At 48.1% G+C, this 22,054-nt stretch carries 22 protein-coding genes; 12 read left to right on the forward strand and 10 right to left on the reverse strand.

All coding sequences use genetic code 11. The annotated features are described in order from the left end of the window. Nucleotides 1–204: 204 nt before the first annotated feature. From D0A37_RS16685 to D0A37_RS16705, 5 genes are all read right to left on the reverse strand, one after another. On the reverse strand, nt 205–2,499 hold the full coding sequence (locus D0A37_RS16685) for a tetratricopeptide repeat protein (protein WP_242716010.1): 2,295 nt from the start codon (nt 2,497–2,499) through the stop codon (nt 205–207). A gap of 104 nt (nt 2,500–2,603) precedes the next feature. Beyond that, nucleotides 2,604–3,107, reverse strand: coding sequence for a hypothetical protein (locus D0A37_RS16690; RefSeq protein ID WP_242716012.1), 504 nt, complete (start codon nt 3,105–3,107; stop codon nt 2,604–2,606). A gap of 314 nt (nt 3,108–3,421) precedes the next feature. After that, nucleotides 3,422–3,634, reverse strand: a complete 213-nt coding sequence (locus D0A37_RS16695; RefSeq protein ID WP_194063647.1) for a helix-turn-helix domain-containing protein — start codon at nt 3,632–3,634, stop codon at nt 3,422–3,424. Nucleotides 3,635–3,654: 20 nt separating this feature from the next. After that, nucleotides 3,655–3,858, reverse strand: a complete 204-nt coding sequence (locus D0A37_RS16700; RefSeq protein ID WP_242725571.1) for a helix-turn-helix domain-containing protein — start codon at nt 3,856–3,858, stop codon at nt 3,655–3,657. 29 nt (nt 3,859–3,887) lie between these two features. Further along, nucleotides 3,888–4,100 carry a helix-turn-helix domain-containing protein gene (locus tag D0A37_RS16705; protein WP_242716013.1) on the reverse strand — a complete coding sequence of 71 codons (213 nt, stop codon included), beginning with the start codon at nt 4,098–4,100 and terminating at the stop codon, nt 3,888–3,890. A gap of 130 nt (nt 4,101–4,230) precedes the next feature. Here D0A37_RS16705 and D0A37_RS16710 point away from each other — a divergent pair, with 130 nt between their 5' ends. From D0A37_RS16710 to D0A37_RS16720, 3 genes are all read left to right on the forward strand, one after another. Further along, a complete protein-coding gene (locus D0A37_RS16710; RefSeq protein WP_242716014.1) occupies nt 4,231–4,473 on the forward strand; it encodes a hypothetical protein in 243 nt (80 codons plus the stop codon). A gap of 111 nt (nt 4,474–4,584) precedes the next feature. Next, nucleotides 4,585–5,376: a DUF4058 family protein gene (locus tag D0A37_RS16715; protein WP_242716015.1), complete on the forward strand. Its 792-nt coding sequence runs from the start codon at nt 4,585–4,587 to the stop codon at nt 5,374–5,376. Nucleotides 5,377–5,410: 34 nt separating this feature from the next. Continuing rightward, nucleotides 5,411–6,199 (forward strand): DUF4058 family protein, encoded by a 789-nt coding sequence (locus tag D0A37_RS16720; protein WP_242716016.1) that lies wholly within the window; start codon nt 5,411–5,413, stop codon nt 6,197–6,199. Nucleotides 6,200–6,298: 99 nt separating this feature from the next. On the opposite strand, the gene D0A37_RS16725 is transcribed toward D0A37_RS16720, so the two are convergent. Both D0A37_RS16725 and D0A37_RS16730 read right to left on the reverse strand, forming a co-directional pair. Further along, nucleotides 6,299–6,997: an energy-coupling factor ABC transporter ATP-binding protein gene (locus tag D0A37_RS16725; RefSeq protein ID WP_242716017.1), complete on the reverse strand. Its 699-nt coding sequence runs from the start codon at nt 6,995–6,997 to the stop codon at nt 6,299–6,301. Continuing rightward, nucleotides 6,994–7,263: a UPF0367 protein family gene (locus D0A37_RS16730; protein WP_242716018.1), complete on the reverse strand. Its 270-nt coding sequence runs from the start codon at nt 7,261–7,263 to the stop codon at nt 6,994–6,996. Before D0A37_RS16730 ends, D0A37_RS16725 begins: the two co-directional genes overlap by 4 nt. 417 nt (nt 7,264–7,680) lie before the next feature. On the opposite strand from D0A37_RS16730, the gene psbD reads away from it, so the two are divergent. From psbD to cysK, 7 genes are all read left to right on the forward strand, one after another. Then, the gene (gene psbD, locus D0A37_RS16735; RefSeq protein WP_242716020.1) at nt 7,681–8,739 is read left to right on the forward strand and encodes a photosystem II D2 protein (photosystem q(a) protein); all 1,059 of its coding nucleotides are present in this window, start codon (nt 7,681–7,683) and stop codon (nt 8,737–8,739) included. A 69-nt stretch (nt 8,740–8,808) separates the two neighbouring features. Continuing rightward, a complete protein-coding gene (locus tag D0A37_RS16740) occupies nt 8,809–9,063 on the forward strand; it encodes a hypothetical protein (protein ID WP_242716021.1) in 255 nt (84 codons plus the stop codon). Between the two features lie 584 nt (nt 9,064–9,647). Beyond that, nucleotides 9,648–9,929: a 4a-hydroxytetrahydrobiopterin dehydratase gene (locus D0A37_RS16745; protein WP_242716022.1), complete on the forward strand. Its 282-nt coding sequence runs from the start codon at nt 9,648–9,650 to the stop codon at nt 9,927–9,929. A gap of 159 nt (nt 9,930–10,088) precedes the next feature. Then, nucleotides 10,089–11,738 carry an HD family phosphohydrolase gene (locus tag D0A37_RS16750; RefSeq protein WP_242716023.1) on the forward strand — a complete coding sequence of 550 codons (1,650 nt, stop codon included), beginning with the start codon at nt 10,089–10,091 and terminating at the stop codon, nt 11,736–11,738. A 292-nt stretch (nt 11,739–12,030) separates the two neighbouring features. Next, nucleotides 12,031–14,322 (forward strand): iron uptake porin, encoded by a 2,292-nt coding sequence (locus tag D0A37_RS16755; protein ID WP_242716024.1) that lies wholly within the window; start codon nt 12,031–12,033, stop codon nt 14,320–14,322. Nucleotides 14,323–14,669: 347 nt separating this feature from the next. Next, entirely contained in the window at nt 14,670–15,110 is a 441-nt protein-coding gene (locus D0A37_RS16760; protein WP_242716025.1) for an Rrf2 family transcriptional regulator, read from the forward strand. Between the two features lie 58 nt (nt 15,111–15,168). After that, nucleotides 15,169–16,131, forward strand: coding sequence for a cysteine synthase A (gene cysK, locus D0A37_RS16765; protein ID WP_242716026.1), 963 nt, complete (start codon nt 15,169–15,171; stop codon nt 16,129–16,131). An 86-nt stretch (nt 16,132–16,217) separates the two neighbouring features. On the opposite strand, the gene D0A37_RS16770 is transcribed toward cysK, so the two are convergent. Beyond that, nucleotides 16,218–17,873: a glycerophosphodiester phosphodiesterase family protein gene (locus tag D0A37_RS16770; RefSeq protein ID WP_242716028.1), complete on the reverse strand. Its 1,656-nt coding sequence runs from the start codon at nt 17,871–17,873 to the stop codon at nt 16,218–16,220. A 501-nt stretch (nt 17,874–18,374) separates the two neighbouring features. Between D0A37_RS16770 and D0A37_RS16775 the strand changes: the two genes are divergently transcribed. Continuing rightward, nucleotides 18,375–19,055, forward strand: a complete 681-nt coding sequence (locus tag D0A37_RS16775; RefSeq protein ID WP_242716030.1) for a J domain-containing protein — start codon at nt 18,375–18,377, stop codon at nt 19,053–19,055. Here the strand turns inward: D0A37_RS16775 and D0A37_RS16780 are convergent. Both D0A37_RS16780 and D0A37_RS16785 read right to left on the reverse strand, forming a co-directional pair. Beyond that, a complete protein-coding gene (locus tag D0A37_RS16780; RefSeq protein WP_242716032.1) occupies nt 19,045–19,188 on the reverse strand; it encodes a hypothetical protein in 144 nt (47 codons plus the stop codon). The two genes, D0A37_RS16775 and D0A37_RS16780, sit on opposite strands and share 11 nt — an antisense overlap. Beyond that, nucleotides 19,185–20,684, reverse strand: a complete 1,500-nt coding sequence (locus tag D0A37_RS16785; RefSeq protein WP_242716034.1) for a cyclic nucleotide-binding domain-containing protein — start codon at nt 20,682–20,684, stop codon at nt 19,185–19,187. The genes D0A37_RS16780 and D0A37_RS16785 overlap by 4 nt, the downstream gene beginning before the upstream one ends. Before the next feature lie 441 nt (nt 20,685–21,125). Between D0A37_RS16785 and D0A37_RS16790 the strand changes: the two genes are divergently transcribed. Then, on the forward strand, nt 21,126–21,998 hold the full coding sequence (locus D0A37_RS16790; protein WP_242716036.1) for a 6-carboxytetrahydropterin synthase: 873 nt from the start codon (nt 21,126–21,128) through the stop codon (nt 21,996–21,998). Nucleotides 21,999–22,054 lie beyond the last annotated feature (56 nt).

Raw genomic sequence — 22,054 nt, forward strand, 5'->3', positions numbered from 1 at the left:
CAATCTCAAAAACCCGCCCCCACCCAACGAAAAATCGCAATTTACCTCTTTTTAATGCGATCGGGACTTATGCGCTTCGTCAGAGAAACCGGGTTTTTTGCCAAATCTGCGGGCTGTAACGAAGTATTCTGGAAAAAACCCGGTTTCTGGGCCTCATGCGTAAGTTTTGTAGGAAATTGGCAACAATCGCTTTAGCAGCAACAGCTACTCCGTCTCCCGAAGTTGCTGAAGCATTGCTTGCGTTGTTGGATGCTGGGAAAGTTGCGAGTCTTGACCCGCTGACATCGCCTCCCGGAGACAATCAATGAAATTTCTCCAAACTTTTTGGGTGTTGTGATGATTCTCTCCCAATCGGTTAAACAAGATTTCTAATGCTCTCAGGTAAAGCGGTTCTGCCTCCGGGTAGCATCCTGTTGCACGGTATAGCGCTGCCAGATTGTTCAAACTCGTTGCCGTATGGGAATGGTCGGCTCCGAGCTGCTGCTCCATGATGGCGAGCGATCGCACATAAAAGGGTTCCGCCTCCGGGTAGCGTCCCATTGCCTCGTACAGCGCTGCCAGATTGTTCAAACTCATTGCGGTATTGGGATGGTTGGCTCCGAGCTGCTGCTCCATGATGGCGAGCGATCGCACATAAAAGGGTTCCGCCTCCGGGTAGCGTCCCATCGCACGGTATAGCTCTGCCAGATTGTTCAAACTCGTTGCCGTATAGGGATGTTCTGCTCCGAGCTTCTGCTCTCTGATCGCGAGTGATCGCAGATACAAGGGTTCCGCCTCCGCGTAGCGACCCATTGCATCGTACAGCAATGCCTGATTGTTCAAACTCTGAGCTGTAGCGGGATGGTCTGCTCCGAGCTGTTGCTCACGGATAGAGAGCGATCGCACATAAAAGGGTTCCGCCTCCGGGTAGCGTCCCATCGCACGGTATAGCTCTGCCAGATTGTTCAAAGTCGCAGCCGTATTGGGATGGTCGGCTCCGAGCTGCTGCTCGTCAATAGAGAGTGAGCGCAGATACAAGGGTTCCGCCTCTGGGTAGCGACCCATTGCATAGTACAGCACTGCCAGATTGTTCAAACTCATTGCCGTATCGGGATGGTCGGCTCCGAGCTGCTGCTCGTCAATAGAGAGTGAGCGCAGATACAAGGGTTCCGCCTCTGGGTAGCGACCCATTGCACGGTATAGCAATGCCAGATTGTTCAAACTGCTTGCCGTATCGGGATGTTCGGCTCCGCAGCGTTTCTCTGTCATCTGGAGGCAAGCTTTCGACCAATTCTCCGCCTCTGCCCACAAACTCTGTCCCTGGGCAACCCGCGCTAAGCCTATGGAAGACCACGTAGCATCACTATCTTCCAGCAAATGCGACCATTGCTCCGCCACCACTTCCAAATGGGGCAGCGCCTCCTTCACCCGTTCCTGCACCTCCAGCGTCACAGTCTGCGGAATCGTCTTCGCCACCGCTGTCAGCACCACTGCAAAGTTGCTCCGCAAAATCTCAGCATCGGCCTGTCCCTGCAATTTGGCCGCAAAAAATTCCCGAATCAAAGCATGAAGTTGATAGCGTGGCTGCACCAGCCCCGATTGAGCGGGATCTGAAATTTCATCCTCCACCAGCGACAGCAAACTCTGTTCCAGCAGTTCGTAATCCCGACAATCTTCCAAATCCTCCTCATCCCAACCCGGCAAACACTCGGCTACCAACTCCCAAGGAATCGGAGCCAGAGCAAACACGCTCAGCAGACAACCCAGCGTCCGCGCCGGAGGTTTCAACTCCGCCCAACTCAACTCAAAAGCTGCCGCCACTCCGCGCCTAGCCGTCATCCCAGCCTCCGCCTCCTGCAATGCCCGCGCCTCCAATCGCTGACTCTGCAACCGTTGCAGCATTTCTGCCAAAGACAGCGCCCGCTTGCGTCGCAGATAGCGCCCTACCAGTTCGATACCCAAAGGCAAATAATCCAACCACTGACAAAGCGCTTGAGCATCTTCAAGCTGGGCATCAATCCGTCCCAGCCCGTTTCCCGGCAAATCCCCAGCCGTCAGCCGCAGCAAGTTTAGCGCCGCCTCTGGTTTCAACACTTTTAACGGCAAACACCCCACAGGCGACGGCAAAATTTGTCGCGCTGTCAGCAACACTTTAAAGCGGGGATTTCTAGGCAGCAACGGCTGCACCGCCCGGTAATCGCTGACATCATCCAATACCAGCAGAGCATTCCCAGAGGTTTTTTTTGCCCACTCTTCGTAGCAAAACTGCAACCGTTCCTCCAGATTGTCGAGAGTATCCGGCGGCTCAATTCCCATTCGCAGCGCTTTCTGCAACACCTGCGGCGCTAAATCGATTTCCCGCACAAACAGCCACCAAATCCCCGCTGGATAGGTGTTGCAGTCGCGGTGAAATGTTGCATACTGCCATGCCAATTCTGTCTTGCCGATGCCGCCCATTCCCGACGCAGCGGCGATCGCAACGCGGCTTCCATCCTGCAACAATCCGTGCAATTGCTGCATCTCCTCATCCCGTCCGACAAAGTTTTTTGAACCGAGTTCCGAGGGAATATCGTATAGTTGGTAAAAACTTGTGAAACCTGGATTCGGTGTTTTTAGCTCCAGGTCTAGGACTTTTTTGCTAATACCTTAATCAATTTCCGAAACGTTTTCCGAAACGTGGGAAAATGCTGCTGGAAAATATTCTCTGTATCCAATTCAGCCTCGTAGGAAATTCCCACAAACGGCGGAATGCTTGAGATTACGCCTTTAAGTTTCGCGGCCGCTGTTGCTCCCGGTTGGTTTAGCTTGTCCCGAATCTCCTGCAAAATCTGAAGCACTTCATCTGAATACTGTCCCTGCACTTCAATTTGCCCAACTTCTTCGACAATCTCGGCAACAATAATCTCAGCCTCCTGTTCGGGAATTTCCACCGTTTTCGTTTGCTGAGCGAGAACCTGCCAATACTTTTCTTCCTGCTCCCGAATCTCCTTACATAGCTCTCTAATTTGCTGTTTAATTAGGGTTTTATCTTCTAATCGTGCTAAAACTTGAGCCTTCTCCTTGCCCCCTAATTGCTCTCGCAGCGATTCCAAGTTCTCTTCAATTTGAGACAGATGATTAATTGGCATTAATATAACTCCGGCAGACTGAACAACTCCTGACTCTAGTCTACAACCGGAAAATTCCAATATACGCATTAATGCGATCGAACTGATATCTTGCATTTGTTGCCAGATTCCGGCAGGGGTTTCAACCCCTGCCTCAAAGCGAAAGTCCACGCTTTGTGGACTGAAGAAAGGATTGATTAAAAATTTCAAAAAAAGGATTGAAGCGGAGATCGATCGCCTTTTCAGTCGTCTTTAGACGACTTGAGCTTTGAGGCGGGGGTTTCAACCCCCGACGGACTGTTGCAAGAAGTGCAAAAACTAAATCACAAATCAGTTTACCGTTCCAAAACCTCAACCAAGTCTTCCACCATCACATCGAAGACTTCAGCAAGTTTCTGCAAAGCCGTGTAGTCCACCGTTGCCATTTTGGGAGCTTGGGCGTATTTTTTAACCGTGCTGTAGGGAATTCCCGTTCTGTCAGAGACTTCTTTCAGCGTCCAACCCTTTTCCTCAGCTAGTTCTCGAACTCGCAACCGAATTAACCCCATCTTCCCGCTGACAAATCAGTTTATTGTTCCAAAATCTCAACTAAATCTTCGATCGCAATATCGAACGCACGGGCCATCTTGTCCAAAGCTGTGTAGTCTACAGTTGCCATACCTGGAGAATTAGCATAGGTAATGATCGTGGTATATGGAATACCTGTTCTTTTGGAGACTTCTGTCAGATTCCAACCCTTCTCTTGAGCAAATTCTCGAACTCGCAGCCTAATTCGTCCCCTATTCCGAGCAAAAAATCAGCCTACTCTTCCAAAATCTCCACTAAATCTTCGATCGCAATATCGAACACGCGAGCCATTTTGTTTAAAGCTGTGTAATCTACCGTTGCCAGCTTGGGAGAATGGGCATAACTTCTAACCGTACTGTAAGCAATGCCCGATCGCTCAGAAACTTCTTTAAGCGTCCAACCCTTTTCCTCAGCTAGTTCTCGAACCCGCAACCGAATTAGACCCATCTTGCACTTGACAGCCGATACGAACGTATCATAGGATTAATATTATCAAATTAGCGATCGCCCTCCGACCTGAGAAATCTAGAGCGATCGCCTTTCATTCACCACCCACAAAAGTGGGAAGGATTTTCCTATGATACCAAAACAACCGACATATCGCGATCGACTTCAACCTTGGCATCTAATTCGCCATCTCCCCAACTGTCAGCGGTTAACAGTCGCCCGTTTCGCCCGCCGCCCCGATGCCGAATCTTACTTGAACGCGCTGCGCCGCTTAATGCCCGCAGTCCCGCATACAATTGTGTTCGTGAATACGGTGTCTGTATTGGATGAAAACAGCGTTCCAATTCAAACACAATTGGCGATCGAAGTTTAATGCGATCGAACTGATATCTTGCATTTGTTGCCCGATTCCCGCGGGGGTTTCAACCCCCGACGGACTAATGTCGCTAAACTATAAATAGACTTGAGTCAAGGAGTCAAATTAATGCCATCTCCCTTTCCCGGTATGGACCCGTATTTAGAACATCCTAACCTATGGCCTGAATTGCATCATTGGTTGATTAGTGAAATCGCCAGATTTTTATCTCCGCAACTGCGTCCTAAATATCGAGTTTCCGTAGAGTTGCGAATGTATGAAACCAGCAGCGAAAATTCAGTGCTTGTCGGTATTCCCGATGTAACTGTACAGCGTTCTGAGACATCAAATAACCCATCCACAAATGTGGCTGTTTTGTCACCTCCAACACAACCAGTGACCGTGACACTTCCTATGCCTGAAATTATCAAGGAAGGTTATTTAGAGATAAGAGGAGTGGAAACCAAAGAAGTAGTCACAACGATCGAAATCCTTTCACCTACTAATAAACGACCGGGAAAAGGTCGGCAAATGTATCAGAAAAAACGCGAAAAAATACTTGGCAGTCGCACTCATTTGATTGAAATTGATTTGCTGCGACACGGTGAACCCATGCCAGTGTTTGGGAATAATCTTGACAGTCAATATCGGATTTTGGTTTGTAGGGGAAATCGCCTTCCTTCCGGCGATATGTATGCTTTTGATATTCAAGATTCAATTCCTGCTTTCCCGATTCCTTTACGTCCCGAAGACTCTGAACCTATTGTTGATTTGCAAATACTTTTCAATCAAGTATACGATATTGCGGGTTACGACCTGGAAATAGATTACTGTCGGGAGCCAATACCGCCCTTGTCGGAAACAGATGCGACTTGGGCAGATGCTTGGTTGCGCGATCGAGGATTGCGGGAAAGTTGCTAAACTGTAAATAGACTTAAGTCAAGGAGTCAAATCAATGCCATCTCCCTTTCCCGGTATGGACCCGTATTTAGAGCATCCTGAACTCTGGCCTGCTCTACACCACTGGCTAATTATTGAAATTGCCAGATTATTATCTCCGCAACTACGTCCTAAGTATTTAGTGTCTGTAGAAGTGAGAATGTATGAAACCGCTGACGACAATTTATCAATTGGCATTCCTGATGTAAACGTAATTCAGCCAAGAACTACAACCGAATTAATAACATCAAACGTAGCCGTTGCAGCGCCACCAACACAACCCTTGACAGTAAATATTCCCATGCCCTACCAGGTTCGGGAAGGCTATTTAGAAATTAGAGAAAGAGGAAACCAAGAATTAATCACCCTGATTGAAATCCTCTCGCCTAGCAATAAGCGCACAGGAAAAGGGCGACAAATGTACGAAGAAAAGCGAGAAGAAATTTTAGGTAGCCGCACTCATTTAATTGAAATAGATTTATTGCGGCGCGGTCAAAAAATGCCAGTTATTGGCAATGACATTGAAAGCCACTATAGCGTTTTGGTGTGTCGGGGAAATCGCCGTCCCAGAGCAGATTTGTACGCTTTTAACGTGCAGAACCCGCTGCCTGCCTTTCCTTTGCCACTGCGATCGGGCGATACCGAACCTATAATCAATTTGCAGGAATTATTCACTCAAATTTACGACATAGCAAGTTACGACCTGAAGATAGATTATCGCAACTGGGAAGTCATACCACCGCTGTCAGAAGCCGATACAATTTGGGCATATGCTTGGTTGCGCGATCGAGGATTGCGAGATTGATTTGGCCTGCAGCCATTCTCTTAGTCTGCAGAGGCAGACTTCGTTTTTGTAGAAGCGATTTCAATCGCAGAATGACTTAATTCTCAAATTGCTTGACAGCTAAACATCAGGATTTTGCATCAACCGCTGCTTCAAACGCGCCGGATCTCCCCGATCGACCACTTCGCCCTTTTCCAACAAAAAAGCCCCATCACAATAATTCAACTCATCCAAACGGTGAGTCACCCACAAAGCCGTAATCCCGCGATTTTTCACCAACCGCTGCACCGCCGCCACCAAATCCAACTGAGAATCAGGATCTAACAAAGCCGTCGGTTCATCCAACAGCAGAATTTCGCAGTGACGGGCGATCGCCCCAGCCAGGGCAATTCGCTGCTTTTGGCCCCCACTCAAAGCATAAATCGGCCGCCGCTGCAAATCCAGCAAATTCACAGCCTCCAAAGCCTCCGCCACCCTCTCCCGCACCTGAACGTTAGAAAGCTTTTCCTCCACCAAACCAAAAGCCACATCCGCACCCACCGTCGGCATAACCAATTGGTGATCGGGGTTTTGAAACACAAACCCCACCCGTCCACTCAGGTCAATTTCCCCCGACAGGGGGTGCAGCAGCCCAGCCATCAGCCTCAACAGCGTAGACTTGCCGCTGCCGTTAGTGCCCAAAAGCATCCAAAACTCGCCCTTAGGTACGTCCAGAGAGCAACCTTGCAACACTCGATCGCCCGACGGCCAGCAAAAACCCAAATCCCGCACAGCAACGGCTGACTGGCTCATATCGGCACCAACACCCCCAGCCCTCATTCTGCTCCCATCGAGACAAAACCAGGGGATCTGCCTGTAGATGACGCCCCCGATTTCTGAGAAACCACCACCCCAGAAATCTCGCTGCTGAGTACAGCCACCTTTTTCTCAGGATTTTTCTCGCAAGTGAGTTCCAAAATTTGCTGTTGGGAGTTGCGAATCGCGTCTAAAACCTGTTGATAAACAGCCTCAGCGTCCTCCGCCAACTTCCGCTGCACCGACAGCGAGACGGGCGTATTTTTCACAATGATGTCAATGCTGAACATATAGTCTTAAAAACCTAAGTTTGGAGCTCTATCCTCAGTATATATATAGGACTCACCCACGGAAACCCAGTTTCTTAGAAAAATGAGAGGTTGAGGCCGATATATATACGAAGCCACCGGGCTTCTGACGCAAAGCGCAAAGACTCCTATATAGTAGAAGTTCCCAAATGCAGGGCAAGGACTTGGGGGGCTTAGAGGGCTTCGGGGACTTCGGGGACTTCCGACAAGTCAAGAGCCGGAAGTTTTTTAATAAAAACTTGCTCTTGTAAAGAATTACCTCTATAATCGTTAATACGGTAAAGAAAAGTAAACTCTGTTCATAATCCAACTTGTTTTCTGCTAAGCAGAGGCAACGGTTAGAGATTAATGACTAGAGGCAGATCCGTTGTAATTATATCCATTTGGAGATTTGCGTAAATGACAATCGCAGTCGGACGCGCCCAGACCGAAAGAGGCATCTTTGATGCACTCGACGACTGGCTCAAACGCGATCGCTTCGTCTTCGTAGGCTGGTCTGGCATCCTGCTATTCCCCTGCGCCTACCTCGCCATCGGTGGCTGGTTAACAGGCACCACCTTCGTCACATCCTGGTACACCCACGGTTTGGCAAGCTCCTACCTCGAAGGAGCCAACTTCCTCACCGTAGCAGTTTCCACCCCAGCCAACAGCCTCGGACACTCCCTGCTGTTCCTGTGGGGCCCCGAAGCACAGTGGGACTTTACCCGCTGGTTCCAACTCGGTGGCCTGTGGACATTCGTAGCCCTCCACGGCGCTTTCGCACTGATCGGCTTTTGCCTGCGTCAGATTGAAATCGCCCGTTTGGTAGGCATCCGTCCCTACAACGCCCTAGCATTCACCGGCCCCATCGCCGTGTTTGTTTCGGTGTTCCTGCTTTACCCCTTGGGTCAATCAGGCTGGTTCTTCGCCCCCAGTTTCGGCGTCGCAGCAATTTTCCGCTTCCTGTTATTCCTGCAAGGCTTCCACAACTGGACGCTCAACCCCTTCCACATGATGGGCGTTGCAGGCATCTTGGGCGGCGCGCTGTTGTGCGCCATCCACGGTGCAACCGTAGAAAACACCTTGTTTGAAGACGGCGAAGGCTCAAACACCTTCCGCGCCTTCAACCCAACTCAGTCAGAAGAAACCTACTCGATGGTTACAGCTAACCGCTTTTGGTCGCAAATCTTCGGAATTGCGTTCTCCAACAAGCGCTGGTTGCACTTCTTCATGCTGTTCGTACCTGTCACAGGCTTGTGGATGAGCTCCATTGGCATCGTCGGTTTAGCATTAAACCTGCGCGCCTATGACTTCGTATCACAAGAATTGCGCGCTGCTGAAGATCCTGAGTTTGAAACGTTCTACACTAAGAACATTCTGCTTAACGAAGGCATTCGTGCTTGGATGGCTCCTACTGACCAACCTCACGAAAACTACATCTTCCCTGAAGAAGTTCTGCCTCGCGGTAACGCTCTGTAATCAGGGCGAAATATCAAAATTTCCAACATTTTAAAAGGGTAAGATAAAGCAGTTTAGGCTTTACCCTTAATGCTTAAAAAGCTCCCGCCACCAGGCAGGAGCTTTTTGTTTCCGGGATGCGATCGAATTAGCGCCCTAAAAAAGTTGATTTTGTACAAAAACAAACTCTGCCGGCAATTAGAACAACTCGTCTCTTTATATTGGGTGAACTCTCCTATCTGGCAAGAAATCGAGCTGCCTTTGCCGGAGGCCACAGTTGCCATGCACCTGATAGCCAGACAGCCCGCCCGGATTCTGAAGAACAACATATCGGCAAATGGCTGAAGCTGCGATCGCCCGCTTGCTGTAGAGATCGATCAAAGACCTTGCAGCAGCAGTAATTTCACCCAATCTTGCAAAAATCTCAATTTGTATCCCCCCACTTCTAATTCCTTGTGTTATTCTAATAATTGTGAATACTAGAATGACACTCAGAACGCAAGTTCTTCTGGTAACGCTGGCAAGGGCTAGCGCACAAATCATCACCTTAAATCTTGTATTTAGGTGATGTGCGTTCCAATATGAAGCCATTTAGCTAAACCTGGAGGTGATGCCCATGATAGAAAGTAGTAAACGCATGGGTCATCAGATTGGAAACTACCGGCTGTGCGCCGGGGCCGCTCACTAGCAGTCAGCCGTCGTCTCCAACGGGAAACGACTTCCACGGGGAACCAGGCTGAGCTAGGGATTCTCCCGGCAGTCAGGTTCTAATCTGAAGACCCGCTAGACCGCTCTCACCTCAAATAGTGTTAAATCTTAAGTATTAAAACTTGAGGCTAAACGCTATTGGTGAGAGCGGATAGTTTTTGGTCAGGATGTCTACAAGTGGGTAGTTAATCTGCCATTGCTAATCCCAAAGAAAAAAAATTATGGCTGAGCTAATTAACAATACTGAAATTAAAGAGCGCGCCAGTCAATTGTCAGGTTGGACAATTGAAGGTAAACAACTGCGCTCTACCCGTTTATTTAAAGATTTTATCGAAGCGATCGCCTTTGTAAATAAGTTGGTCGCCCCCTCAGAAGCCGCAGGACATCACCCCGACATAGAAATCTCCTACAACAAAGTTACAGTTAACTTGACAACCCACGATGCCGGAGGCTTAACTGAGAAAGACTTTGCGCTAGCCCAAGAGATTTCTACGCTAGATTAAAAGAGTGCCCGTTGGCCCCACAAGAGCCACTGCATCTAGCGACATTCCCGGATCGAGGAAAGCTCGCAAATAAAAATCGACTGGGGGTTAAAATCGGGTGTGAAAAAGTAGAGAGGCCCAACGTTCAATGTATAAAAGGCTATTCCCCATCATCCGACCATGATCGTATTTGAAAAGCCAGAGTTCAAGAACGAGTCTGCAGCAGAAAAAACCGATCTTATAGAAAAGCTTTTAGATATTGGCGCGGCTCTGTCGAGCGCCCAAGATTTGGGCGAATTGTTAAACTTAATTTTATCCAAAAGTAGAGAAATTACCTACAGCGATGCTGGCAGTGTTTACTTAGTAGATCACAGCGACGAAAAATCTAAGCTGCTGTTCAAGGTAGCGCAAAACGGTTCTAAACCCAGCCTGTCGTTTAAAGAGTTTGCCCTGCCGCTGACAGACAAAAGCTTGGCGGGATACGTGGCAATTACAGGTCAAAGTTTGAACCTGTCTGATGCCTACGACTTACCCACGGGCGTACCCTACCGGCTAGATACCAGTTTTGACAGGGATATTAATTACCGCACCTGCTCGGTAATGGTACTGCCGATGCAAAACCGACAGGGGGAGACAATAGGTGTACTGCAACTGATCAACCGCAAAACAAAGTCAGATACGGTGCTGACAGCAGAAAATGCCTGGGAATCGACGCAGCAGTATTCGGAGTGGGAAGAAAGGATAGTTCGATCGCTTGCTTCTCAAGCAGCCATCTCGATCGAGCGCAATCAACTCCAAGATAGCATAGAAAATTTGTTCGAGGGCTTCGTGAAAGCCTCGGTGCAAGTCATAGAAGCCAGAGACCCCTGTACCTACGGTCATTCAGAACGAGTAGCAGCCCTCACAGTACGCCTTTCAGAAGAAGTAAACACCGTCACCAGCGGAGGACTGCGCTCTATTTACTTTAACAGCCGCCAAATTCAAGAAATTCGCTACGCCGCCCTGCTGCACGATTTTGGCAAAATCGGAGTCTCCGAAGCAGTTTTGACCAAACAGAAAAAGCTCTACCCCGCACAGCTAGAAATTATTCGCCACCGCTTTGGCTTAGCTCAGCGGACGATGGAAATGGAATGCGTCCAGTCTAAATATAAATACTTGCTGGAGCATTCAGCCTACCGAAAACACCCGAGCCAGGAGCCAGAGTGCGCTCAATGCCAGGAAATTGAACAGCTAGACACTAAGCTAGCAGAGGCGAAAACCAGATTAGCAGAATACTGGGAAGTGCTGCTAGAGGCAAACGAGCCTCACATTTTGGCAGCAGAACCCCTAGCTCAACTGCGAGAGATTTCTCGACAAACTTACAGAGATATAGATGGGGCAAAGAAACCCCTGTTGAACCCAGACGAGATCATGCAATTGATGGTGTCGAGGGGCAACCTGACGCAGGAAGAACGATCGGCAATAGAATTTCACGTAACTCACACTTACGAGTTTCTGAAACAAATTCCTTGGACAAAGGATTTGAAAAATGTTCCAGACATTGCTTACGGACATCATGAAAAACTCGACGGCACAGGCTATCCGCGAGGTCTAAACAACTCAGAAATTCCCATTCAAGCACAATTGATGACGATCGCCGATATTTACGACGCCCTGACAGCGGGCGATCGCCCCTACAAGCGAGCTCTGCGAACAGAGGCAGCGATGAAAATTTTGCGGCAAGAAGCAGCTCACCACAAAATCAACGCTGATTTGTTAGAATTGTTCGATCATCGCCAAGTCTTTAGCGTTCTCGGGCACAGCTTGGAGGTTAAAGTCGAATCAGCCTAGACGAGTCGGGCGGGCTGTGCTAAAAAGTAAATAGGCGATCGGGCGCTATCAAGTGTCACCCGTCAGATCAATTCACAACCCAAGCGGGGTCGGATTTTGACGCAGTTGAGTACAGGTTAAAAAACAGGCTCTCTGCAGGCGTCAGTCACATCTATATACTCGGTCAATCCGAAAGAATCAAAAGAAAAAGTGAATTTTAGGTGTCTTTTTAGAGTATGCTTGTGGAGCAACGACTGACCACATAGAAGACTAGAAAAGTTTCTCTGTAATCGGTGTGAGGATGAGAGTGAATATGTCGAAATTTTTGTGGAGTTACTTACTAATCAGCCCAGCAGTCTTAGGAGCTACCCTAGTAGTTTCTTCGAGCGCGATGGCAGCAGACGCTCAGCAGGCTGCTGATGCGCTCAATCCCGCTGTCGCAAAAGCTGAAACCGCTGAAACCTCCGAAGCGAAACTAAATGCTTTAGCTGCTGTTTCCGAAACAACTGCAGCCTCCGAGCCAGTAGAAGAAATTTCCGAAGCCGCCGCAGGCAGCGAAACTAAGGCAGCGATTGCAGATTGGGCCACGGCTGCAACTGAAAATGCGATCGTCGGAGCCAACACAGCCCCCGCAGACGCAAATCCCCAAGCGGCATCACAACCTACAAGTGAATCTTTAGCTGCAGTTGAGCCAACAGTCGCTCAACCAGTAGAAAATTCGGTCCCAGCAGCCCAACTAGAAATTCCAGCCCCGGCAGCTACCGCTCTCCCAGAAGAAATCGGTGCAGTTCAATTAGAAACTCCAGCCCCAGCAGTGGCAGAGTCGGCAGTGGCAGAGTCGGCAGTGGCAGAGTCGGCAGTGGCAGAGCCAGCAGTGGCAGAATCGGCAGTGGCAGAGTCAGCAGAAAAAAGTTTGCCACAACCGGCTGAAGCTTTAGCCCAAACTGCCGCACCGCAAGAGCAAAACCCAGCCGCCACATTAGAACAGCTCAACCAGTACACCAGCGAAGGTGCTGCAGGCGGCGAAACTGAAGGTCAAGTTACCTCAGTATCTCAACTTTCCGACGTGCGGCCCACAGACTGGGCCTTCCAAGCACTGCAATCCCTAGTCGAGCGCTACGGCTGTATTGCCGGTTATCCCGACGGCACCTTCCGCGGCAACCGGGCAATGACTCGCTACGAATTCGCAGCCGGTTTAAATGCTTGCTTAGACAAGGTGAGCGAGCTAATTAGAGGTGGCACTGGCAACTTGGCGACGAGAGATGACTTGGCGGCCCTCCAACGGCTCCAAGAAGAATTTGCAGCGGAACTGGCAACCCTGCGCGGTCGCGTCGATGCTCTGGAAGCTCGGACATCCGAACTCGAAGCCAACCAATTCTCCACCACTACTAAGCTGACTGGGGAAGCAATTTTCGCTCTCAGCGACGACTTTAGTAGCGACGTTAGCGTTTTTGGCAGAGACGGCGAAAGAATCGGCAGCAACAATAACGAAGCTGTCTTCCAACAGCGGGTGCGTCTCAATTTAAATACGAGCTTCACCGGCAGAGACTTGCTGCTGACCAGGCTTCAAGTCGGCAACGGTCAAAGATTCAACCTTGGGGCTACCACCGAAGGCACTCAAACTTGGAATTTTGTCGGCAGAACCGACAACGTTGTTTCCCTCGACACCTTGCTGTACAAGTTCCCCGTCGGTCAGCGACTGAACGTTAGCCTGATAGCCAACGCTGGCGTTTGGGACGACATTCTGCCGACTGTCAACCCTTACTTTGAAGACTTTGACGGCGGCAACGGGTCATTGAGCACCTTTGGACAGCGGAACCCGATTTATCGCTTAGGTGGCGGTGCAGGTATCGGCTTTGACTATGCCTTCGGTGGCAGGGGTTTGCTGGGCGGCGTGTTCGGCCCGACTTCTCTGTCCTTCGGTTATTTGTCGTCCACAGCAGCCAGCCCGGCTAGGGGTGCAGGCTTGTTGAACGGCGACTACGCGGCGATGGGTCAGTTGACTTTTACCCCCGGACGCAACTTGCAAGTTGCTTTCAACTATAACCACGGTTACTTTAGCAGAGGTAACTTTGGGTTTGACAATGGTTTAGCGAATGGGCCAGGCAGTCTCGGCGGTTTCACCGGTACGGGCGTGGCTAATTCTCTTAACGGTTTGAGCGAGGGTTTTGAGTTGGCTGACGGCACCAGCTTTGGTGCTCGCAAAGTTGTCACCAACTCCTACGGTGCTCAGGCTTCCTTGCGACTCAACCCGAGATTTATCCTTGGTGGCTGGGCTGGTTTAACCAATGCCCGCATTATCGGTATCGGCGATGCGAAAATTTGGAACTACGCTGTAACCTTGGCTTTGCCCGATTTAGGGAAAGAAGGCAATTTGCTAGGACTCGTGGTAGGTCGTGAGCCTTACTTGGATAAACTTGAAGCCTCCAGGAGTTTGCGGAGCTTCCGCAACGATGATTCCTATCACGTTGAAGGGTTCTACAAGTTTCAGCTCTCGGACAACATTTCTGTTACTCCGGGCGTGATTTGGGTGACTAATCCTAATCAAGATGACCGTAATGATGACATCATCATCGGTACTCTGAGAACTACTTTCACGTTCTAAGAGCGGATTAGAGGAGGCAGGGGGAGGGGGGTCATACTCTCTCTCCTAGCAACTCTCAAGGCCCAGTTTAGCCCTGCCTGCCGCAGGGCTTTTTTGTTTGCGGGACAAAGGGGGCGCCCAGAATCTATTAAAATAAAAATTAAAAATTATTAGTCATAGACGCAGAAACCCGGTTTCTTGAGGTAATGCCGATCGTTCTAACGATCGAGTGATGAAAGTCGATTAAGTTCAGGGGAAAACCGGGGTATAATAAAAGGTAAAGTGAGGGGTTAGAATTGGGAACTCAACATTGAGGAGAATTTTAACCTCTGACTTCGGAGTTGATAATTCGGGTATTGGAAGCAATTATGGTAGAACTCTCCTGTAAAAGCGAATACGCAATCTTAGCTTTGCTGGAGCTTGCCGATTGCTACGAAGAAGGCGAGCCTCTGCAAATTCGTCAGATAGCGGCTCAGCAAAATATTCCCGATCGATATTTAGAGCAGTTGCTGGCTACAATGAGACGCTGCGGGCTGATTCGCAGCCAGCGAGGAGCTAAGGGAGGTTATATCTTGGCGAGGGAACCGTGGAAAATTACACTCCTAGAAATTATCAACTGTCTCGAAGGCTCAGAGTTCGATCGCTCTGAAAAAGATTCGCCTGCTCAAACTGTAGAAAGTGCGGTGATTTGGGAAGTTTGGCAAGAAGCTCGATCGATTGCCAACTCAGTGTTGCAAAAATATACGCTACAGGATCTGTGCGAAAAGCGCAATGGCAGACGGCAGCTCGATATCATGTATTACATCTAGTTAAAATATTGCCAACTAGGAATTAACATTTACTTTCAACCACAAACTGACAAAGATTATGCGTATTGCTGGCGACATTACAGAATTGGTAGGACGGACGCCTCTGGTGCAACTCAACCGCATTCCCCAAGCTGAAGGCTGCTTGGCTCGGATTGTGGTAAAACTCGAAGGCATGAATCCGGCATCATCGGTGAAAGACCGCATCGGTGTCAGTATGGTCAATCAAGCCGAGGCAGAAGGGCTGATTACTCCAGGCAAAACGGTTTTAGTGGAACCGACTTCTGGCAATACCGGAATTGCTCTGGCAATGGTGGCGGCGGCTAAGGGCTACCAGTTGATTTTGACCATGCCTGATACGATGAGCACGGAACGCCGATCGATGCTGCGAGCTTACGGGGCCCAACTAGAACTGACTCCCGGAATTGAGGGCATGAGCGGCTGCATCCGCCGCGCTCAAGAGATTGTAGACAAAACTCCCAATGCGTATATGTTGCAGCAGTTTCGGAATCCAGCGAACCCGCAGGTTCACCGTTCGACAACGGCTGAGGAAATTTGGGAGGATACAGACGGCGAGGTGGATTTCCTGATTTCCGGAGTCGGCACGGGCGGTACGATTACGGGTGTCGCAGAGGTGATTAAGTCGCGGAAACCCGGGTTTAAGGCGATCGCCGTTGAGCCGGCTAACAGTCAGGTACTCTCGGGCGGAAAGCCAGGGCCTCACAAAATTCAAGGTATCGGTGCTGGTTTTGTGCCGCCGGTGCTGAATGTGGATTCGATGGACGAAATTATAGTTGTTACGGATGACGAGTCGATCGCCTACAGCCGCCGCTTGGCCAGAGAAGAAGGACTGTTGTCCGGTATTTCCAGCGGTGCGGCACTATGTGCGGCTGTGAAAGTCGGCAAGCGCCCCGAAAATGCAGGGAAATTGATTGTAATGATTCAGCCTAGCTTCGGCGAACGCTATCTGAGCACTCCCTTGTTCCAAGATCCAGAACTCAATATGGCGATGATCCTCAACTAGGCTAGCCTCCGGCAAAGTCGCAGAAACAGAGAGCAGGGCGTACACTGTACGCCCTGCTTGCATTTGTGGCGACGATAATGCAAAGCCTACAAACTCACGCCTCTTAGAGAGTCTACACTTGAGAAAGGATAAAGCCGCGTCGCTGCATTAAAAGCTGTATCGGGAAAATCGCTAAACACACCGTCTACACCTAAGCGGTAAAATTGTTCGTACTCCAAAGCTGGATTACCGCCATACTCGGAAGCCAAAAAAGTAGGAGATTCATTGCGGAAAGTGTAAGGGTGAACTAATAAGCCAGCCTGGTGAGCATCGGTTATTAAACTATTAGCCGGCTGTAATTTCTTATCTGCACCTTCGACAACTATTGTCCGCTTCCCAGGCCCTATTCCGTCCGCATAGGTTTTGATTTCTGCCAACCCTTGGGTTGTCATTAAATCGCGGTAGGTACGGCGATCGCCACTCACTACAAAATCATAAGGTTTTGCTCCAAAGTCACCCATTAGCTGCACCAGCGGCAAGTCTGTCAAGCGATTTAACTCTTGGAGATTCCCCACTTCAAAGGATTGGATAAACACAGGATCTGTGCGTTTGGTATATCCATTAGCAGACAGCACTTGCACTAACGGCTGCTCTAAAGGCAAATTAACTGACTTAAAATAAGTCGGGTGTTTTGTCTCTGGATAAATTCCAACAGTCCGTCCTTTTTCGGCGCTTTTGCGCTTAGCTAAATCGATTACTTCTTGAAGTGTAGGAACCTGAAATTGACCGTCAAATTCTGTCCCCCGCAACTCTGGCACCCGTTCTCGCGCCCGCAAACTTTTTATTTCTGCTAAAGTCAAATCTTCTGTAAACCAACCTTCTACTTCTTGACCGTCAATTGTCTTTTTGCGTTTGCGATCGGCAAATTCCGGTCGTTTGGCAATATCAGTCGTCCCCGAAATTTCATTTTCGTGGCGGGCAACTAACACTCCATCTTTAGTGGAAACTAAGTCGGGTTCAATGAAGTCTGCACCCATCTCGATAGCCAATTCGTAGGCAGCTAGGGTATGTTCAGGACGGTAGCCGCTTGCGCCGCGATGTCCGATAATTAAAGGGCGGCGGGGTAGTTCAACAAAATTGTTTTGGTTAATAGCTTGTGCTCCATTTATCGTTGCCAACAATGTGCCGTCTCGGAGGCTAATGGCTGTATTTGTCGCGGTGCTACTAATCAACAAATCCGAGAATTGAAATTGACTTTCCAAAGTCAAGCTATCGCCCGCTCCAAAATCAGTAATAATATCACCACCCTGAGTGCTACGCAACAAAAACGTATCATTTCCCACACCGCCAGTGAGAGTATCTAAACCTTTGTCTCCACTGAGAAAATCGTTACCCTCTCCGCCTAGCAATATATCATCACCTTGACCGCCAATTAGGGTGTCATTTCCGCCAACACCAGAGAGTGAATCATTACCAGAATTCCCATTAATTTGCTCTGAATCAACACTTCCCACAATATTGTCGTTACCGCTGAGCGCCGAAATCCCGCCCAGTATTCCTTTGAGCGAGCCAGGAGTAACGGTGAAATTTTCATCGCTATTTGTCAGCACAAAAGACTCAGATTGTAGCACTGAAACTGTGCGAACAGCTTGAATCTCCTTGTCTTCTGATAAAGGTAGAGCGGTATCCTTGAGGTTGCTGTCGATCGCTGGAACTCCACCCTCAAGGTTGGAAGCATGGATAATTTGCAGTTTAAGTGCCATGATTTTGATTTCCCTGATTGACTCAAAGATAATTACTTTGACCTTCTGTTAAGGTCACTAAAAAACTATCACGACAAGATTAAGTAATTACTATCAATTACTTAATTTTTAGTTATGCAACGGCAAAAAAAGTGATGAGGCGGTTTTCAACAAGCTTGAGGTACTCACCCGCACCAACACGCAATTAGCAATTTGCAAACCGATGAGTATAACGGATTGGAAGGATGTAATATAGCAACCGCCTTGGCGGTTAATACATAGTAATAGCAGTAGGGTGTTGCTGCGGATGAGATTTCTCCTAATCGGATGAGATGATAATAGCGCCCACCCGACAAGAATTTTTCCTAACCGATTTGACGACTGCTATAATTTTAAAACTGAGGTTTTTTAGTTACACTTGACATTTTTTTATATCAAGTAAATAGCTATTGTCTTAGCAAATTCTGAAACTATTGTCAAGCACTTTTTCGCAGATTATACAGATTTCAAGGAAATAAGAGCGTGTCTTCCGTTACCAATCACTACAAAACCCTAAAGATTAGCCCAACCGCCACACAAGCCGAGATTAAACAAGCATACCGCCGTTTAGTCAAATTATTTCATCCAGACAGCCGCAGCGACATAGCGGGTCACGAAGAGATTGTCCGCCTCAATGCAGCCTATGAAATATTAGGAGACGCTCAGCGCAGACAATCTTACGATCGCCAATTTTCCGAGCAAACCGAACAGCAATCACCAGTCGCACCAAACGTCAGCCGCCAGCAAACACAAACAGCAAGGGACGCTGACGAACAAATGGAACAGTGGCTGATTAAAGTATACAAACCCGTCAATAAAATGCTCAACAGCATTTTGAAGCCACTTAAAAAGGAAATAGACGAGTTGTCCGCAGATCCGTTTGATGACGAACTGATAGAAAAGTTTCAACTTTATATCGAAACCAGCCGCGAGTTTCTAAAAAAAGCTCATAACTTTTTTACATCGATGCCCAATCCATCTAATGTAGCCGGAGTTGCGGCCCATCTCTACTACTGTATCAATCAAGTGGGAGACGGAATAGAAGAATTGCAGCTATTTACCCTCAATTATGACGATCGCCACTTGCACACTGGTCAAGAACTGTTTAGAATTGCCGCTAGACTGCGGCGGGAAGCGCAGGAGGAATTAAAAATTAAAAGTTAAAAAAGCAGATTGTACCCTCTTCCCTCTTCCTTCTTCCCTCTTCCTTCTTCCTTCTTCCCTCTTCCCTCTTCCTGACATCCGTTACATCCGTTACATCCGTTACAGAATCCGTTGCCGAACTTCCCTCTTTCAAATTCCAAAAAGAACTTGAATTCGCTTGCGAATTTTAATAAAAGGAGTTTGTCCCAGAGAGTCGCCATCTAACAACCCCAAATCTCTCAAAGCTTGCTGGCGTTCCGACAATTTTTGAGCAATCTGATCGGCTAAATTGGGTTGTTCTCTTAAAAGTTTTTGCAAATCGTGACGTTCCACCACAAACAAAATTGCATCTTCGCTAGTTTTAACAGTCGCCGTTCTCGGAGTACCCAACAGCAAAGATATTTCCCCAAAAAACTCGCCCTCATGAAGCGTAGCAATATACTGACCGGCTTTTTGAGAAAGAACTTCTACAGTACCCGAAAGAATAATATAAAAAGAATCGCCAGGGTCATTTTCTTTACATACAACCTGTCCCGCTGGAAACAATTGTCGGTAGCCGTATTCAATTAACTGTCGCAGTTCTAAATCCGTACACTGTTCAAAATAAGTTACTCGCCGCAACAAATCTCGCAGCGTCCAATTATTAGGAGATTTAGGCCCTGACTTTTTATGGTCATAAACGGTGGAATTAGATTTTAGTTCTGCTGAATGTGTGGCATTCTGCGGAAAAACTTTGCCGTTGGAATTATCGTCTTTGTTATTGTGAAAAAGTTGAGTTAACTCTTGCGGGTTTCGCAGCCACAAATCCCGCTGTGGAAAGGGAATTTCGATATTTCGGTGGCGAAATTCGTAATCTATTAAAAAATTCACTGCACTTTTAATAGCATCGCTTTCCTGCGGCTGGTCAATCCAAACTAAAAGTTCAAAATTTAAAGCGTTATCTCCAAAACCGCAAAACCATACTTTAGGAGAAGGATGGGACAAGACATTCGATTCCATCCGCGCCGCAATTAACAGCGCTTCGGTAACTATTACTGGGTCTGATCCGTAAGCAACACCGACGGGGATGTGGATGCGGCATCTGGGGTCTTTGTAACTCCAGTTAATAATGTTAGTTTCGACAAACTTAATATTTGGTATAATTACAAATAGACCGTCAATTGTTTTAATAATTGTAGAGCGGATCGAAATTGTTTCTACTGTTCCTAATAACTTGTCTATTTCAATAAAGTCTCCGACTCTAATGTGGTGCTCGAATAGCAGGGTGAGACCGCTGATAAAGTTGCTGGCGAGATTCTGCAAGCCGAAGCCGAAACCAATGCCGACAACGCCAGCTAAGACGGTGAGAGAAGTGAGGTTGATGCCGGCACCTTGCAGGACGAATATACAGCCAAGTGTTGCTAAAATATAGCTAATTATAGTGGAAATTGCTTCTCGACTGCCGCGATCCAATCCCATCCGAACTAGCAGGCTGCGCTTGATTCCTTCACTGATAATCTTAGCTATAATGAAGGCAAATATAGCTAAGATTATCAGTTTGACGATCGCACTGATGGATAGATTAGTGTCCCCGATATAGAATAGCGGGGTTGTCATCGCACCCCAGAAATGTTCAAAAAAGCGATCGGCTCGTGCAGTAATCGAATTCATTAATATTGGGTAATGGGTAATTGGTGATTAGTTTTGAGCGCAACTGAACGGCCAAGGGCTAACTATTGCAGAGCTTAGGCGAAAAACTCGAACGGTGCAGTGCTCTGTGTTGCAAAAAAGGTCGATTCCCTACCCTTCGGGAACGCTTCGCGAACGGGATAGATCCGCACGCGCGTACTTTCTCAAAGGCTGGTAACTGATGGGTTAGTAACTGGTGGCGAAAAACTATTTTGTAGCGGTATTTTCTGCCGGATATCTGTGTTGTGGCGTAAAATGGGCCCTGCGGCGCGATCGAACAGCGACTTGTGGCCAATATTTGGAAAATTGGTAGAAATTCATGTACAGCACCCTCAAATAATCGAAAAATTCCAGCAAAAATTAGTTTATCCTTAAGAAGTAAGTCCTTTACAGAACTTAACAAGCTTACCCTACTTGACTTTTATGCAGTGCATCATCAATCGTCGGGCACAGTTTTCGGCGAGTCACCGGTACTGGCTACCGGAGTTAAGCGAAGCCGAGAACTTTGAGCGGTTTGGCCCAACTGCCCGCGCACCGGGACACGGACACAATTACGTCCTTTACGTTTCCATGATAGGCGAACTCGACGACTACGGCATGGTGCTCAACCTGTCTGATGTCAAGCACGTCATCAAGCGGGAAGTTATCAAGGATCTCGATTTTTCCTACCTTAACGAAGCGTGGCCGGAATTTGAGCAGACTCTGCCAACTACGGAAAACATAGCACGGCAAATTTGGCTGCGGCTAGCCCCTCATTTACCTTTGAAAAAAATTCAATTGTTTGAACACCCCGAACTTTGGGCGGAATATTTAGGAAACGGAATGGAAGCTTATCTAACTCTGTCCACTCATTTTAGCGCGGCCCATCGGTTGGCTCGTCCCGATTTGAGTTTTGAAGAAAACTCGGAAATTTATGGCAAATGTGCTCGTCCCAACGGTCACGGTCACAACTATCATTTAGAGGTGACTGTTAAAGGGGAAATTGATGCGCGGACTGGCATGATTGCTGATTTGGGAGCTTTACAAAAAGCGGTTGACGATTATGTTGTTGAACCGTTCGATCACACTTTTTTAAATAAGGATATTGCTTATTTTGAGAACGTTGTGCCGACTGCGGAGAATATTGCTGTTCGGATCGGGCAATTATTGCGATCGCCCGTTCGGGAATTGGGCGCAGAGTTGCACAAGATTAAGCTGATTGAAAGCCCTAATAATAGCTGTGAAATTTTGGGCGCTGATTTAGAGGAAGTGGCGGCACAAAGTCAGCAGCCGGAAGCAGTTTTAGCTGGGGTTTAGAGTTAAAAATCGGGTCGGTTGGGGCGGGTTCACCCGGAGAGTTGGCTAATTGTGCA

The organism is Microcoleus vaginatus HSN003 (assembly GCF_022701255.1).
Lineage (GTDB): Bacteria > Cyanobacteriota > Cyanobacteriia > Cyanobacteriales > Microcoleaceae > Microcoleus > Microcoleus vaginatus_B.

What these genes read in the sequence shown, in the direction of transcription:
- D0A37_RS16740 (WP_242716021.1), top strand. Translation starts at nt 8,809, where the DNA reads ATGCTTAAAAAGCTCCCGCCACCAGGCAGGAGCTTTTTGTTTCCGGGA.
- D0A37_RS16785 (WP_242716034.1), bottom strand. Translation starts at nt 20,684, where the DNA reads ATGAATTCGATTACTGCACGAGCCGATCGCTTTTTTGAACATTTCTGG.
- D0A37_RS16730 (WP_242716018.1), bottom strand. Translation starts at nt 7,263, where the DNA reads ATGTTCAGCATTGACATCATTGTGAAAAATACGCCCGTCTCGCTGTCG.
- D0A37_RS16695 (WP_194063647.1), bottom strand. Translation starts at nt 3,634, where the DNA reads ATGGGGTTAATTCGGTTGCGAGTTCGAGAACTAGCTGAGGAAAAGGGT.
- psbD (WP_242716020.1), top strand. Translation starts at nt 7,681, where the DNA reads ATGACAATCGCAGTCGGACGCGCCCAGACCGAAAGAGGCATCTTTGAT.
- D0A37_RS16715 (WP_242716015.1), top strand. Translation starts at nt 4,585, where the DNA reads ATGCCATCTCCCTTTCCCGGTATGGACCCGTATTTAGAACATCCTAAC.
- D0A37_RS16770 (WP_242716028.1), bottom strand. Translation starts at nt 17,873, where the DNA reads ATGGCACTTAAACTGCAAATTATCCATGCTTCCAACCTTGAGGGTGGA.
- D0A37_RS16710 (WP_242716014.1), top strand. Translation starts at nt 4,231, where the DNA reads ATGATACCAAAACAACCGACATATCGCGATCGACTTCAACCTTGGCAT.
- D0A37_RS16745 (WP_242716022.1), top strand. Translation starts at nt 9,648, where the DNA reads ATGGCTGAGCTAATTAACAATACTGAAATTAAAGAGCGCGCCAGTCAA.
- D0A37_RS16750 (WP_242716023.1), top strand. Translation starts at nt 10,089, where the DNA reads ATGATCGTATTTGAAAAGCCAGAGTTCAAGAACGAGTCTGCAGCAGAA.
- D0A37_RS16725 (WP_242716017.1), bottom strand. Translation starts at nt 6,997, where the DNA reads ATGAGGGCTGGGGGTGTTGGTGCCGATATGAGCCAGTCAGCCGTTGCT.
- D0A37_RS16755 (WP_242716024.1), top strand. Translation starts at nt 12,031, where the DNA reads ATGTCGAAATTTTTGTGGAGTTACTTACTAATCAGCCCAGCAGTCTTA.
- cysK (WP_242716026.1), top strand. Translation starts at nt 15,169, where the DNA reads ATGCGTATTGCTGGCGACATTACAGAATTGGTAGGACGGACGCCTCTG.
- D0A37_RS16685 (WP_242716010.1), bottom strand. Translation starts at nt 2,499, where the DNA reads ATGCAGCAATTGCACGGATTGTTGCAGGATGGAAGCCGCGTTGCGATC.
- D0A37_RS16705 (WP_242716013.1), bottom strand. Translation starts at nt 4,100, where the DNA reads ATGGGTCTAATTCGGTTGCGGGTTCGAGAACTAGCTGAGGAAAAGGGT.
- D0A37_RS16790 (WP_242716036.1), top strand. Translation starts at nt 21,126, where the DNA reads ATGCAGTGCATCATCAATCGTCGGGCACAGTTTTCGGCGAGTCACCGG.
- D0A37_RS16720 (WP_242716016.1), top strand. Translation starts at nt 5,411, where the DNA reads ATGCCATCTCCCTTTCCCGGTATGGACCCGTATTTAGAGCATCCTGAA.
- D0A37_RS16760 (WP_242716025.1), top strand. Translation starts at nt 14,670, where the DNA reads ATGGTAGAACTCTCCTGTAAAAGCGAATACGCAATCTTAGCTTTGCTG.
- D0A37_RS16690 (WP_242716012.1), bottom strand. Translation starts at nt 3,107, where the DNA reads ATGCCAATTAATCATCTGTCTCAAATTGAAGAGAACTTGGAATCGCTG.